Source organism: Paraburkholderia bryophila, from assembly GCF_003269035.1.
Lineage (GTDB): Bacteria > Pseudomonadota > Gammaproteobacteria > Burkholderiales > Burkholderiaceae > Paraburkholderia > Paraburkholderia bryophila.
The window spans coordinates 14,239-28,433 of record NZ_QLTK01000031.1 but is presented as its reverse complement, the minus strand read 5'-3'; the positions used below and the strand labels follow the sequence as shown (position 1 = coordinate 28,433).

Annotated in this window: 13 protein-coding genes; 5 read left to right on the top strand and 8 right to left on the bottom strand. The window is 64.6% G+C overall.

The window, feature by feature from the left end:
* Positions 1-67: 67 nt before the first annotated feature.
* Genes BX591_RS29970 through BX591_RS29940 form a run of 7 tightly spaced genes read right to left on the bottom strand, consistent with a single transcriptional unit; the run spans position 68 to position 7,632 of the window.
* Positions 68-1,057 (bottom strand): hypothetical protein, encoded by a 990-nt coding sequence (locus tag BX591_RS29970; RefSeq protein WP_111934936.1) that lies wholly within the window; start codon positions 1,055-1,057, stop codon positions 68-70.
* A 4-nt stretch (positions 1,058-1,061) separates the two neighbouring features.
* Positions 1,062-1,877: an ABC transporter ATP-binding protein gene (locus BX591_RS29965; RefSeq protein ID WP_111934935.1), complete on the bottom strand. Its 816-nt coding sequence runs from the start codon at positions 1,875-1,877 to the stop codon at positions 1,062-1,064.
* On the bottom strand, positions 1,850-2,698 hold the full coding sequence (locus BX591_RS29960; RefSeq protein WP_111934934.1) for an ABC transporter permease subunit: 849 nt from the start codon (positions 2,696-2,698) through the stop codon (positions 1,850-1,852). Before BX591_RS29960 ends, BX591_RS29965 begins: the two co-directional genes overlap by 28 nt.
* 2 nt (positions 2,699-2,700) lie before the next feature.
* The gene (locus BX591_RS29955) at positions 2,701-3,780 is read right to left on the bottom strand and encodes an ABC transporter substrate-binding protein (RefSeq protein ID WP_111934933.1); all 1,080 of its coding nucleotides are present in this window, start codon (positions 3,778-3,780) and stop codon (positions 2,701-2,703) included.
* Positions 3,777-5,045, bottom strand: a complete 1,269-nt coding sequence (locus BX591_RS29950; protein ID WP_111934932.1) for an ATP-grasp domain-containing protein — start codon at positions 5,043-5,045, stop codon at positions 3,777-3,779. Before BX591_RS29950 ends, BX591_RS29955 begins: the two co-directional genes overlap by 4 nt.
* Positions 5,042-6,229 (bottom strand): ATP-grasp domain-containing protein, encoded by a 1,188-nt coding sequence (locus BX591_RS29945; protein WP_111934931.1) that lies wholly within the window; start codon positions 6,227-6,229, stop codon positions 5,042-5,044. Before BX591_RS29945 ends, BX591_RS29950 begins: the two co-directional genes overlap by 4 nt.
* A complete protein-coding gene (locus BX591_RS29940; protein ID WP_111934930.1) occupies positions 6,226-7,632 on the bottom strand; it encodes an MFS transporter in 1,407 nt (468 codons plus the stop codon). Before BX591_RS29940 ends, BX591_RS29945 begins: the two co-directional genes overlap by 4 nt.
* Positions 7,633-7,975: 343 nt before the next feature.
* Between BX591_RS29940 and BX591_RS29935 the strand changes: the two genes are divergently transcribed.
* The 5 genes from BX591_RS29935 (at position 7,976) to BX591_RS29915 (ending at position 13,199) form a co-directional block, all read left to right on the top strand.
* Positions 7,976-9,055, top strand: a complete 1,080-nt coding sequence (locus tag BX591_RS29935) for a TauD/TfdA family dioxygenase (protein ID WP_111934929.1) — start codon at positions 7,976-7,978, stop codon at positions 9,053-9,055.
* Between the two features lie 398 nt (positions 9,056-9,453).
* Positions 9,454-10,299 carry a TauD/TfdA dioxygenase family protein gene (locus BX591_RS29930; protein ID WP_111934986.1) on the top strand — a complete coding sequence of 282 codons (846 nt, stop codon included), beginning with the start codon at positions 9,454-9,456 and terminating at the stop codon, positions 10,297-10,299.
* Positions 10,300-10,343: 44 nt separating this feature from the next.
* Positions 10,344-11,396 (top strand): ABC transporter substrate-binding protein, encoded by a 1,053-nt coding sequence (locus BX591_RS29925; protein WP_111934928.1) that lies wholly within the window; start codon positions 10,344-10,346, stop codon positions 11,394-11,396.
* Positions 11,397-11,469: 73 nt separating this feature from the next.
* On the top strand, positions 11,470-12,324 hold the full coding sequence (locus BX591_RS29920; protein WP_111934927.1) for an ABC transporter ATP-binding protein: 855 nt from the start codon (positions 11,470-11,472) through the stop codon (positions 12,322-12,324).
* A complete protein-coding gene (locus tag BX591_RS29915; protein ID WP_111934926.1) occupies positions 12,321-13,199 on the top strand; it encodes an ABC transporter permease in 879 nt (292 codons plus the stop codon). Before BX591_RS29920 ends, BX591_RS29915 begins: the two co-directional genes overlap by 4 nt.
* 145 nt (positions 13,200-13,344) lie before the next feature.
* Here BX591_RS29915 and BX591_RS29910 read toward each other — a convergent pair whose 3' ends face one another.
* Positions 13,345-14,193, bottom strand: coding sequence for a hypothetical protein (locus tag BX591_RS29910; RefSeq protein ID WP_111934925.1), 849 nt, complete (start codon positions 14,191-14,193; stop codon positions 13,345-13,347).
* Positions 14,194-14,195: the final 2 nt, after the last annotated feature.

Sequence of the window (14,195 nt, the reverse complement as noted above, 5' to 3'; positions counted from 1 at the left end):
CAGTGCCCAGGCTCGCGTGAGCGCAATCGAAGAAGATTTCCCGCGCTGACTATTCCCGTGCCGAATGTTAGGTCCGCTCGCTGGCACGTCGCCCACGCCAGTTACCGCACAGCGCCTCCACGCGCGGCAGCAGGTATTCGATGAGGCGCGGCAGCGTGTAAATCGGCAACTGCGCGCAGGAAAAGAACAGGATCATCGACGGCGTGGCGGCGAGACCGAGCGCGGCCCACAGCAGCCCGACGTTGCGATTGCCCATCAGCAGCGCGGTGTTGAAACGTTCGCGCACGCTGCCGGGCCAGCTCAGAAAGGCCAGCGTCTGCACCGCGAGATTCGCCGCGAAGGCGAGCGAAATGGCCAGCAACGCGGCGCGAGGTTCGTCGAGTAAAAGCCGCTGCATGCCGGCCATCGTGCCGAGTGCAAAGATCAGCAGCGCGATCACGACGGTGACATCGATCGCGTTCGCATGTCGCGCGAGGCGTTGACCCGCCACTTTACGCACGACAATCGCGACGCCTTCCGCGCTGCCGATCAGCAACGCAAGCCGCAGGGCGAGGCCGCCCGCGCCGATTGCGCCGATCCCGGCCGGCGCGCCGTGCGTGACGTGGCTGAACCAGCCGGCGAGCAACGGCGCGGTGAGCGGGGCGAGCACCATTGCCGCGAGCGTCGCCACCAGCGCGACGGGTGCGTCCAGCCCGAGCATGCGCGCCACCGCCGAGGTGCCGCTCGAAGGCGGGGCGCTGTAGGCCAGCACCAGCGCAAGCGTCCAGGCGGCCGGCAGCGCCAGCGCAAAACCCGCGTAACCAACCAGCAGCGGCACCACGATCATCGCCAGTAGCGGCAGCACCACAGAAACCGCGGGCCGTCGTGCCACCTTGACGACCGTGGCGGGGTCGACGCGCAGCAGCGTACCGAGCACGAAGATGAACACCGTCAAGGGCATCAGCGGACGAGCCGCCTGGGCCAGCGACGGCACCAGCAAACCGACCGCCACGCCGCCGGCCAGTACGCTCGGGCCCTGACGGGACAGCGAACCAATGAGGGCGAGGAGCGCGCGCATCTGGTCAGGCCGCCGCGCGAACGGGCGGCTCTTCAGCGGCATCCGCATCGACACCCGCATCGGCATCCGTATTGCCAAGCTGCGCGATACCCAGTTGCGCCAGCAACACATGCTTCGCTTGCGCGAAATACTCGCTGTCGATATCGCGCGGCCTCGGCGAATCCACGATCAGCTCGAACGCGATCCGGCCTTCCTTCATCACCAGCACACGATCGGCCAGCAGCAGCGCCTCGCCGATATCGTGCGTGATGAGCAGAATCGCCTGACGGTGGCGCTCCCATAGCTGCGAGACCAGTGTTTGCACGGTGAGCCGCGTGAGCGCGTCGAGTGCCGCGAACGGTTCGTCGAGCAGCAGCAGATCGGGGTTGCGGGCGAGCACGCGCGCCAGCGCCGCGCGCTGTGCTTCGCCGCCGGACAGATCCTTCGGCCACGCGTCGCCGCGATGCGCGAGACCGACCTCGGCGAGAGCGGCGTCGGCTCGCGCGCGGCTGCGATCGCCGGGCAAACCCAGCACGATGTTCTTCCATACGCGCCGCCACGGCAGCAGCCGCGGCGCCTGAAACGCGACGCCGCGTTTCGCCGACACCCGCACGTCGCCGTCGATCTCGCGATCGAGCCCGGCCAGCACGCGCAACAGCGTGCTCTTGCCGCACCCGCTCGGTCCCGCCAACGCGACGAATTCGCCGCGGCGAATCTCCAGCGACAAACCGTCGATCACGCGGCGCTCGCCGAATCGTTTGGTGAGGTCGCGGACCCGTACGGCGAGTGTTTCCGCCGCGACGACGGGGTGGCTCAACGAGCGCGAAATGCCGGACGCCATGACAGTAATCCCTTTTCGAATGCGCGCACGCCCAGATCCGCAGCGAGGCCAAGAAGCGCATAGATGATGAGGCACACGACGATAATGTCGGTGCGATAGACTTCGCGGGCAAACGTGACCAGGTAGCCCAGCCCGCCCTGGCTGTTCACCTGCTCGGCGAACACCAGCGCGAGCCACGCCGAACCGAGCGCATAGCGCAGACCTACCAGCGCCGTGGGCAGCGCACCGGGCAGCACCACATGAAGAATCAGCTCGGCGCGGCTGAAGCCGAGCGTCTGCGCGGCCTCGACCAGGCCCTGATCCACGTTGCGAATCCCGGCGAACAGATTGAAGTAGACCGGAAACACCACCGCGAGCGCGACCAGCGCGATCTTCGGCTCTTCGTCGATACCGAACCAGATCAGCAGCAGCGGCACGAGCCCCGCCCATGGCATGGTGCGGATCATCTGCACGGGCGCGTCGATCAACGCCTCGCCTGCGCGTAGCAAGCCGGACGGCACGGCGAGTAGCACACCGGTGCTGAAACCGATCGCAAAGCCGATCGCGACCCGCCGCAACGACAACGCCATCGCAGTCCCCAGTTCGCCCTTCACGATCAGTTCGACGAGTGCGTGCCAGATGTCCCACGGCGCGGGCAGCAGTTCGAACGCGATCCAGCCGCGTGAGGTCGCTATCACCCACAGCACGATCAGAAACAGCAGGCCGGCCAGTTTTTGCAGCCCGTGCGGCATCGCGATGCCACGGCGCGGTGCAACGGGAACGATGCGCTGGAGGTTGGGCGCGGGGCCATTCGCGCGGCCGGGCAGAGTCGTGTCGCGCATCGTCACGCCTGCTTGCCGAGCCGCGCGTTTTCATCCGCGACGATCGCGCCGAAACCCGGCGCGATGTGATCGGCGATCTGGTATTGCTGGCGAATCTGACCCGTCTGGTAAAAGTATGCAATCTCCTTTTGCCAGCTTTCGATGTTTTGCGGCGAGCCCGCCGGTTCGTAGCGTGCATAAGTACGGCTGACCTGCAGTTGCGCGGCCGCGAGCGGAATATGCGAGAGTTCGGCAATGTCGCTCGCCCATCTGGCCGGGTCCTGCAACACGCGGTGTTTCGCTCGGATGATCCGGCGCGTCGCGTCTTCCAGCGCCAACCGGCGCAATGGATCGTCGAGCGCCGAGGTCGGTGCGTACACGAGCCCGGGCACTTCGATCACGTTTTTCAGCGGCACCAGAATGCGCGCATCGTATTGCGTCTGCGCGATGGCCGTATTCGGGTCCCACACCACGAACGCATCCACCTGACGGTTCACCAGCGCGGAGAGGCCGTCGGTGGTGTTCAGCGACAGCACGTTGTTGCGGTCGAACGGAATGCCGGCCTGTTCGAGCGCGCGGGCCAACTGGTAGTGCTGTTTCGAGTAGAACGGCAGGGCAATCTTGCGGTTGCGCAGATCGGCTACCGTGCGCACCGGCGAATCCTTCCTGACGAGAATCGCGCTGCCGCCCGAACGGGTTTCCTGCCAGGCGGCCAGCACGCTGATGCGCGAGCCGTTGCCGAGTGCGAACAGCACGCCCGTCTCGCCGCCCTGGGCAATATCCACGCGACCGCTGCGCAGCGCTTCCAGCAGAACCAGCGTCGAATCGAAGTCGGCCCATTTGATCTGGTAGGGCGCGCCACGGTCCTCGCCCGAGGCGACCAGTTCGCGATGCAAGCCGACCTTGCTGGTCGAGCCGATCGTCAGGGTGATGCCGGACAGGTCGGCGCCTGCTGCCATGGCGCGTTGCAGCGGACTCAAGGCGAGCGCCCCCGCGCCGAGTCCGCCGAGGCTGCCGAGCACGAAGGCGCGGCGCGCTGCCCGTGGCTTCGTTTCATCGCTGTGGTTAGCGCCGGACTCACGTCCCTGAGGGTGGTTTTTCATGGCTGGATCACCGCTTCCGGTTCCTGAAAGAAACGCTCTTCGATTTCCCGGATACGATGGCAATCCGCGAGCAAGGCTTCGAACGTCGTGTTGTAGAGGCCGACGGTGCCGAGCGCCGTTTTCAGATCGGTGGTGACGCTGAGCGCATCGCCCGGTTTGACCCACTGTTTCAGACCGACGAACGACGGCAAGGCTTCGATGGCTGGCCACGCGAACGGCTTGTTCAGGCGTCCCACGCGCGAGGAAAGGAGCAGGACGTGACCGCAAAAACCGTTGAACACTACCGGCTGGTTCAGCGAATCGGCGAAACGCTCGGGATTCAGCAAGGTCGCCACCGTGGCGGACACATGATTTTCACCGCTCACCGCCGTGGTCAGGCGCGGATCGAGGCTGCCATGCAGCCGCGCGTTCAATTCGACGAGCGTGGGGCCCTCGGCGGTGTCGATGATCTCCAGATGCGTCGGTCCGTAGCGCACTTCCAGCGCGTCGAGCACCTGGGTCGCGTAGTCGAGCAGCGCACCGAAGCGCGCCTCGGTGTGATCCACCACCAGCATCTTGTCGAGCCGCGGCGCATGCGAGCGGTCGCGATGCACTTCCCACAAGCTGACCACCTTGTGACGGCCGCCGAACGACACCGAGTCGACGATGTACTCCTGGCCTTCGGAATAGGTTTGCGCGATCACGTCTTCATTGGGCTGACCGTAGATCGATTGCGTCGCCAGTACGTCGCGCGCGGCGGCTTCGACCTGACCGAGGCTGCGGCAGATTTTCACGCCGGTCACGCCGGCGCTGCGCGACGGTTTGATCACCACCGGCAATTGGCCGAGCGCCCGGACCCAGGCGACCACGTCATCGGCGGAGCGCGAGCTGAATTGGGCGGGCGCGCGCAGTCCCGCACGCGTCACCTGTTCATTCATCAGGACCTTGTCGCGGCGAGCCGCCGAGGAGGCGAGCGGGTTGCGGTGGTCGACGCCCAGCCGCTCGGCGAGCGTATCGGCCAGTTCGAGCGCGGCATCGAGTCCGTGCAGCACGGCGCCGATTTTCAGGTCGCGCAGTTGCTCGACCGTGCGCTCGACGTCGCCATCGTGGTGGATTTCGCGGATGTAGTCCGTCGGCACGAACTGGTTGCGATAGAGCTCGGGCAGATCGGGGCTGCTGATCACATGCACGCAGCGAATGCCGTAGGCACGCAATGCCGGTGCAAGGTAAGCGGCGGTCGATGCGCCGTCGACGATCAACACGGTATCGATGAAACCGTACGTCATGGTTGCCTCGCTGGAGTGTGGTGGTGGGTGTAGACAAAGCCGCGGCGCTCGCGGATGGGAATCACCTGCGGCCCATAGGTCACGGTCAGGTTCTCGTCGTGCAGGCGGCCTTGGCGGGAAAAGTCCCATTGCGGCGGATCGCCGTCGAGCAGGAATTCGACGTGGGCGTGGTGCCGTGGGCGGAATAGTTCGGGCAGCTGGACGTCACGACGGTCCAGCTTGTCGAGCAGGGCGCCGATAATGTCGAAGCCATACGCGTCCTTGACGATCGTGCAGATGAAGCTGCCCGCGATCCGCGCGTTCAACTCGACGATGTAGGGCTCACCCTCATGCACGATGCAATCGAGATGGACGGGCCCCCATGTCAGCCCGGAAGCCGCCACGGCGCGCCGGCTCGCCTCGATCAGGGCGGCGAGCGCCGCATCGTCGAGTTCGAGATCCGACGAATAGCCGCGTTCGATAAAGCGCGTGCCTTTCGCCTTGCGCTTCAACATGGCGCCGACGTACACGCCGTCGAAAAACTCCACGCAATATTCCGGGCCCGTCACGAACTGCTCGACCAGAATCGCCGGGTCGTCGCCCGGCTCGCGCGCAAACGAATCGACGTGATCGTGCAGCGCCCTTGCATCGGCGCACAGCGCGACGCCGAAACTGGACAAGCCTTCGACCGGCTTCGCCACCAGCGGAAACGGCAACGTGCCGTCGCGCACGCGCTGTTGCAGTTCGCTCAACCGCCATGTTTGCGACAACGGCGTGCGAATCCCCGCCGATTCAAAGAGCCGCTTCTGATTCGACTTGGCGATGTAGTGCGCGACCTTGCCGGCATCCGGACCGGGCAGCCCCAGCGACTCGCTCAAGCGGCTCGCCAGACGTGCGTACCGTTCATTGGTCGTGACGATGCGCGGCCGGGCCTGCGGGTAGTTGGCATCGATCCATGCCCGCACCGGCTCGTATTCCGGCGCTAACGGCACGATCCGGACCTGCGGCGGGAACAGCCCGACGGGCACGTCGTCGGGCGCGGCGATCAGCGTCACGTCGAGACCTCGCGCCAATGCGGCGTCGACGAAGGCGAGGCTGGTGCCGGTTCGCAGCGTGCCGACCAGCAGCAACGCATGGGCTGTCGGAACCGCGTCGTCGCCGGATTGTGCGGGCGTCACTTGAGAAAGTTGGATCGGTGCGTTCATTTCTGCCGAAGCGTCAGGAGGATGCACACCACCAGCAGCGCGCTGGACCAGAGAAAGGCCTGCGATGCGCCGTCGCCAATCGCCTGCGCATTGCCGCTGACGAGCGCGCCGAGCAACGCGACGCCAATGGCGGCGCCGACCTGCCGCCCGGTATTCAGAATCGCCGACGCAATGCCGGACTGCGCAGCCTCGACATGCCCGAGCAGGAACGCGGTCAGAGCGGGAATCGCGATGCCGCCGCCAATCGCCATTAGCGCCAGACCCGGCACCAGCGCGATATAACTGGCCTGGCCGAGCAGCAAGCCTAACGAGAGGTAACCCGATGCGGACGCAACCAGTCCTGTCACGATCGTATTGCGGAACCCGAAGCGCACCGACAGCCGCGCACTGGCGATATTGGCCAGCATGATGATGGTCAGCGGGAAAAGCGCCATGCCGGCCTGGGTCGCGGAGTAGCCGCGGCTGCGCTGGAAATACAGGCTCAACGAAAAGATCAGCCCATAGAAGGCCAGATTCGACAATGCGCCGACCGCAACCGCGCCGGAAAAACCGGGGCGTCGAAAGAACCCGAGCGGTAGCATCGGCGCCGCATGGCGGCGTTCGATCGCGACGAATGCGGTGCCTAGCAACGCCGACAAAACGAGTCCACTCACGATCCACGGATTACGCCAACCGTACGCGCCGCTGCCGATAATCGACGCCGTCAGCACGCCCAACGTCAGAATCGCGACGAGTTGCCCGGCCGGATCGAACTGCCGGTTGGCGCTGCGCGCCGACTCGCGCACGAAGCGATAGGTGAGCCACAGCGTCAGGAGGCAGATCGGCAGATTGATCAGGAAGATCGAGCGCCAGCCGAAGTGATCGATCAGCAGCCCGCCGAGCGTCGGACCGGCCGCGCTGATCAGGCCGCCCGTCGCGCTCCACCAGCTCACCGCCTTGACGCGGCTCGCCGCGTGCCCGGCACAGGCGTGCGTGATCAACGACAGCGAGGTCGGCAGGATCAGCGCGGCGGCCGCGCCCTGAAGCACGCGCGCCACGATCAGCGTCACGAGGTCGGGCGCTAGCGCACAGCCGAGCGACGCGAGCAGGAACAGTCCCAGCCCATAGCCGAACAGGCGCTTGCTGCCCAGCCGGTCCGCCAGCGACCCCGAGCTCAGCAGCAACGACGCAAACGACAACGTGTACGCATCCACGACCCATTGCAGCCCATGCACCGTCGAGCCGAACGAATGACCCAGCGCGGGAATCGCAACATTAACGACCGTCACATCCAGTTGAACGATCGAAAAGCCGATACTCGCGGCGGCCACCGTTGGGAAAATACGCGGAGCTGTAAAGGCCGCGATCAGCGGCGGGTCGGCGAGTAAATCGTTTCCAAGGCGCTTGCCGGCGACAGGCGTCATACATGCTCCCGTTATCGATATCGATGACGCAGACTAGCGACGAACGTTGGCGAGTACAAACGATAAGAAGTGATTTGATAAGCACGTTTTTTTATCGACTCTCCGGTCGATTTATTTATCTCAATCAATACGCATTGACGTTCGATTACGCGCTTTTCACGCTACAGCGAATAGCGTGAAAACGCGGACACGTATATTCAATTATTTTGTTTTGATTTGCATTTTTATCGTTTTGATTTGTCCGGTCGGCCACCTAGTCTATGCCCTGCATCGGGTCCGGTTTGCTGTGCGATGCACGCAAAACAACGTCACTTCTCCGTCGACAACCTTCCGAGAGATTTTCATGACTTACTCCGCAGATGAACGAATCGTCCTGACGCCGGCTGAATCGAGTCAGATCCGCAGTGCGCTCGCCACACTGCCATACGACCCCGCCGGTGGCGCGGACTATATCGGCGCCTTGCGGCGGCTGGCGTATGCCGGCTTGCCCGAACGGGTACTCGCTGCGATCGAAAGAACCAAATTGCCGGCGGCGAGCGCCAGCGGTTCGCTCGAAATCGATAATCTACCGATCGACGCCGACGTGAGCGGCAGTCCGCATTTCGCCGAAACCGGCCGCAGTTTCAAAGGCGGTGTGCTGAGCGAAAACGTGCTGGTCGCGCTGGGCGCGTTGGCTGGGGAGCCGTATTCGATCGCCCATGAAGGACGCGAACTGGTGAACAATCTCACGCCGCACAAAGAGACCGCTCGTGACTACACCGGTCTGGGCTCCGAAGTCGAACTGGATTTTCATATCGAGAACGCGGCGCAGGCGCATATGCCCGAGGGCGATACGTCGCCGTTCGCGCTGTTGCTGCTCGGCATTCGCAGCGAGCCGCAGGGCGGTCCGCACACGCGACTCGCGGATGCACGCCGCGCGCTGGGCCTGCTGTCGGATGAAGACATCGACTATCTGTACGGGCGGCATTACATCATTCGCGTGCCGTACCGCTGGCGAGGCGCGACGCCCACGCCCCGCGACAACACCGATCTGAGCGCGGTGCTCTCGGGGCCGGTGGAGTCGCCGCGCGTGACGGTGGCGTTTTATCCCGACATGGTGCTGGCCGCGAACGCGCGCGCCAAACTCGCGCTCGACAATCTGTATCAGGCGATTCGTCAGGTCTCGTTCGGCGTGCAGATCACGCCGGGCAAACTGGTGTTGATCAATAACAGCTTCACCTTGCATTCGCGCGACCGCTTCGCGCCGCAATACGATGACAACGATCGTGCGTATCGCTGGGTGCAGCGCGTGTTCGTGGCGCGTAGCCTGTGGAATTTCCGCTCGTTCACGCGGCTGCACGAGCGCGTTTTCGATCCGAAGAATCTGTCGCAACCCGCCGCGGCTGCGGCGCCGACACGGCGTGAACCGCTGGCCGTCGCGTAGCGCGAGCCGAGGCGAAGGTCTTGCCGTGTGACGGCGGCGGTGTGGCAACGCTCATCACGTTATGAGCTTTGCCGGGTTGCCGTTCGTCGATGCGCCGATGCGCCGATGCGTCGGTGAACCGCAGCCGGACTTCCGACACCCTTCATCATGAGCGCGCGTGGCCCACATCGCGTTACAGCATCAGGTTTAGCACTTAAGCAGATAACCGTATCCGATTTGCTTCGTTGTCGGCGCGCGGCGGGACCGGTAAATTCGTTCGACTACGCCTTCGAAGGCGTTTGCCGATCCGCTTTGACAACGAGTTTGCCGTGACGATTACCTCTGAACACGCCGCCAGCCACACCGATAACACCGATGCCGCCGATGCCGTCAACAACGCGCCCGGCCGCGCCGGGCGCATCGAGATTCGCGCATTCGAGGGCGCCGTGGGCGCCGAAGTACTCGGACTCGATCTCAACGAGCCGTTGAGCCAGCACGAATTCGCGCGGATTCACCGCGCGCATCTCGATCACCACGTGCTGGTGTTTCGCGATCAACGCATCACGCCGGCGCAGCAGATCGCGTTCAGCCGCCGCTTCGGGCCGTTGCAGATTCACGTGCTGCATCAATTTCAGTTGCCGGGGTATCCGGAGATTCTGGTGGTGTCGAACGTGGTCGAGAACGGTCAGCCGATCGGTCTCGGCGATGCCGGCCATTTCTGGCATTCCGACCTGTCGTACAAGGAAAAGCCGAGTCTCGGCTCGATGCTGCACGCGCAGGAATTGCCGGCCGAAGGCGGCGACACGCTGTTCGCCAACATGCACGTCGCCTGGGATACCTTGCCGGCGCATTTGCGCAGCGCCGTGCAAGGGCGCACGGCGGAGCACAAGTATCTGGCGAAATACGCCGAACTGCAACAACGCAGCCCGTGGCGGCCGAATCTGTCGGCCGAGCAGATCGCGCAGGTGAAGCCGGTAGTGCAGCCGATCGTGCGTACGCATCCGGAAACCGGGCGCAAGGCGTTGTTCGTCAGCGAGCATTTCACGACCCGCGTGATCGGCTTGCCGGAAGACGAGAGCCGCGCCTTGCTCGCGGAAATTTTCGCTCATAGCGTGCGGCCTGAACATGTGTATCGGCACGAGTGGTCCGAGCACGACATGGTGTTCTGGGACAACCGCTCGCTGATGCATCTCGCGGGCGGCACGCCCGATCATCTGCGCCGCAAGCTGTATCGCACGACGATCGAAGGCGACGTGCCGTTCTGAACGGACGTCGCGCGTATGTTTTCCTTTCGCTCACCGGAGTTCCAATGCTTGCCAGGTTCCACCCGACCGCCGCACGGCCGTTTTTTGTCCGTCGTTTTACCGCGACCCTGTTGACGCTCTCGATCGGGTTCGCCGCTGTCGGCGCGAACGCGCCCGCGCACGCCGAAGGGCAGATCCGTATCGCCGAGCAGTTCGGGATCGTCTACCTGCTGCTGAACGTCGCGCGCGACCAGCAGTTCATCGAGAAGGAAGGGCACAAGCAGGGGCTCGATATCAAGGTGGACTGGCTGAAGCTGTCGGGCGGCGCCGCCGTCAACGACGCGCTGCTCTCCGGTGCGGTGGATATTGCCGGTGCCGGGGTCGGCCCGTTGCTGACCATCTGGGACCGCACGCGCGGCAAGCAGAACGTGAAGGGCGTGGCGTCGCTCGGCAATCTGCCGTACTACCTCGTCAGCAACGATCCGAACGTGAAGACGATTGCCGATTTCACGGAGAAGGACCGGATCGCGTTGCCCGCGGTGAACGTCTCGGTGCAATCGCGCGTGCTGCAATATGCGGCGGCCAAACGTTGGGGCGACAAGGATTACAACCGCCTCGACAAATTCACCCAGGCGCTGCCGCATCCGGACGCGGCGGCGGCGATCATTGCCGGCGGCACCGAAATCAATGCGCACTTCGGCAATCCGCCGTTTCAGGAACAGGAATTGGCCGGTAATCCGAAAGCGCACATCGTGCTGAATTCGTACGACGTGCTGGGTGGCCCGAGTTCGGCCACCGTGCTGTACGCGACCGAGAAATTCCGCGCCGGCAATCCGAAAACGTATCGCGCCTTCGTCGATGCACTGGCCGACGCCGCCCGCTTCGTCACGGCGAATCCCGACGCTGCGGCGGATATCTACATTCGTGTGAATCAGTCAAAGATCGACCGCAAACTGCTGCTGGAGATCATCAAGAATCCGCAGGTGCAGTTCAGGATCGCGCCGCAAAATACCTTCGGGCTCGCGCAATTCATGTACCGGGTGGGGGCGATCAGGAATCAACCGGCGTCGTGGAAGGATTATTTCTTCGACGATCCGGCCACCGCGGCGGGGAGTTGACGATGGCGCCTACCGCGACCAGGTCGGGGCGCGCTGCGGCGCCCCGCACGCAACGCTTGACGGGAGTGATCTGATGGTGGCGAACCCCACGCTTCTGTTTCCCGGGCACGCCGGGCACACCGCTGCATCCGACAGCGAATCGCCTGGCGTGTCGACGAGCTCGAAGCTGCTTGTGGTCGAGAACGTCAACCTCGAATACCGCACGCGCGAGCGCATCGTGCGCGCGACGCACGACGTCAGTTTCGACGTCTACGGCGGCGATCGCTTCGTGCTGCTCGGGCCGTCCGGTTGCGGCAAGTCGACGTTGCTGAAGGCGGTGGCGGGTTTCATCGAACCCAGCTCGGGCAGCATTTCGCTCGACGGCCAAATCGTGCGCGGTCCCGGCGCGGATCGCATCGTCGTGTTCCAGGAGTTCGATCAGTTGCCGCCGTGGAAAACGGTGCTGCAGAACGTCGCGTTTCCGCTGCGTGTCGCGAAGAAACTGTCGCGCGCGGAAGCCAGCGAACGCGCGCTGCATTATCTGGAGAAAGTGGGCCTCGCGTCGTTCGCCGACGCCTACCCGCACACCTTGTCGGGCGGCATGAAGCAGCGCGTGGCGATTGCGCGCGCGCTCGCGATGCAACCGCGCGTGCTGTTGATGGACGAACCGTTCGCCGCGCTCGATGCCCTCACGCGCCGCAAGATGCAGGAGGAACTGTTGCGGCTGTGGGAAGAGGTGAATTTCACCCTGCTGTTCGTCACGCATTCAATCGAAGAAGCGCTGGTGGTCGGCAACCGGATCCTGCTGCTGTCGCCGCATCCTGGCCGGGTGCGCGCGGAGCTCAACAGCCATCAGTTTTCGCAGGACAGCTTCGGGCGCAGCGATTTTCAGCATTGCGTGGCGCGGATTCATCGATTGTTGTTCGCGCAACCGGAGGAGGGGCAATGAGTTCACCCGCCATCTTGCCGCCGCCGGTGCGCGAAGAATATGAGCGTCCCCTCGAACCACTCGGCGAACTCGCACTCGAAGCGCCGCTGCCGTTGGGCAAGCGTGTTTTCGCGCAAAGCTGGCTGCGCAAAACCCTCATTGCGCTGGTGCTGATCGCGGGGTGGGAAATCGCCGCGCGACTGGTCGACAACGATCTGCTGTTGCCGACGTTCGGCGCGACGCTCAGCGCGTTCGTGCAAGGCGTCTGGTCCGGCGAGTTGCTGCAGAAAACCGCCGTGTCGATGTCGGTGCTGTTGCGCGGTTATCTGCTCGGCGCGGCATTGGCGTTCGTGCTGACGTCGCTGGCCGTATCGACGCGCGTGGGGCGCGATCTGTTGTCCATGCTGACGGCGATGTTCAACCCGTTGCCCTCCATCGCCTTGTTGCCGCTCGCCTTGCTGTGGTTCGGGCTCGGTACCGGCAGTTTGCTGTTCGTGCTGGTGCATTCGGTGCTGTGGCCGCTGGCGCTCAATACGTATTCCGGTTTCCAGTCCGTACCGCAGACGCTCAGAATGACCGGCCGTAACTACGGCCTGACCAGCCTGCGTCATGTACTGCTGATTCTCGTGCCCGCCGCGTTGCCGGCGATTCTGGCGGGTTTGCGGGTGGGTTGGGCGTTCGCGTGGCGCACCTTGATCGCGGCGGAACTGGTATTCGGTGCGAGTTCCGGCAGCGGTGGGCTCGGCTGGTACATCTTCCAGAACCGCAACGAGCTCTACACGGACCGGGTGTTCGCGGGTCTGGCGGCCGTGATCGTGATCGGCCTGCTGGTCGAGCATCTGGTGTTCGATACGCTGGAACGCGTCACGGTGCGTCGATGGGGCGTTCAGCAGTAGGTGCGCTTCGCGACGCCGGGGGGCGCCCGTTCGCGGCAGTTCGGCGCCCGTTTCCGGCTGGGCCCTGACGAGCGGGTGTGCCGATGCCGGCACTCAGGCCGTCGGTAGTCAGGTCGATAGTGAGGTCGCTAGTCAGGTCGATTCTTCAAGGCGGCCAATTTAGCGCGGTGCGGAGCCGGGCGGTTCGCTCGATCGCTTCACGTCGCTCGGGTTCGGCGCCTGTCAGATAGTCCGCCGCTGCCGAGGTGCCCGTTTTGTAGATGCTCAATTGCAGCAACGCCAGCACGTTGCGCGTCAACTGTTCATCGACGCAGGCGTCCGGTACGGCGCACAGTTGACTGAGCAGCACGAGCGCGGCGGAGCGGCCGAGCGCGGCGAGCGCGAACACGCGGTCGCCGAGCATGCCACCGCTGCGTAACGGAATCTCCATCCACTGTTCAGGGTGTCGGGCCGCCAAGGTCAGAACAGCGCCTGGTTGGCCCGCGTCGGCGGCCTGCTTCAACAGATCGTCCGCGTAGTGCGCGCCGTGCCGATCGGGTTCCTGGCATCGCAACGTCATGTCCTGAGCGGCGAGGGCGCCGCGCTCGCACGCGTCGGCCCACGCGGCGGCTTCGAAGAGACCCTCCGGATCGGTGCGTCCCGCGAGCGCGCCGAAATCGGGGAACGACAGCGCGCGCTGCAATGCTTCGTCGAGTGTGTTGGTGAGATTGATTTCCGGCTGGATCGGCGACCTGTCGCGTCCCGCCGTTTCGAGGCGCGATAGCACGTCGACGCCGACGTGGGGGGAGGAGGTCGGCGCTGCAGGTGAAGCGGCCGTCGGGTCGTGGCGATTCGTGAACTGAACGGCGGGCGCGGTTCCGGCTTGCGGTCCGGCTTGAACCGCGACCTGCGCGGCCGGCCCCGCTCGCGTCGGCCATTGCCCCATCGAGATCGCAGTCAGCGCAATCGTGCTGAAGCCCAATACCCCGCAGCCGGCGAAAAGCCATAGCCGCATGG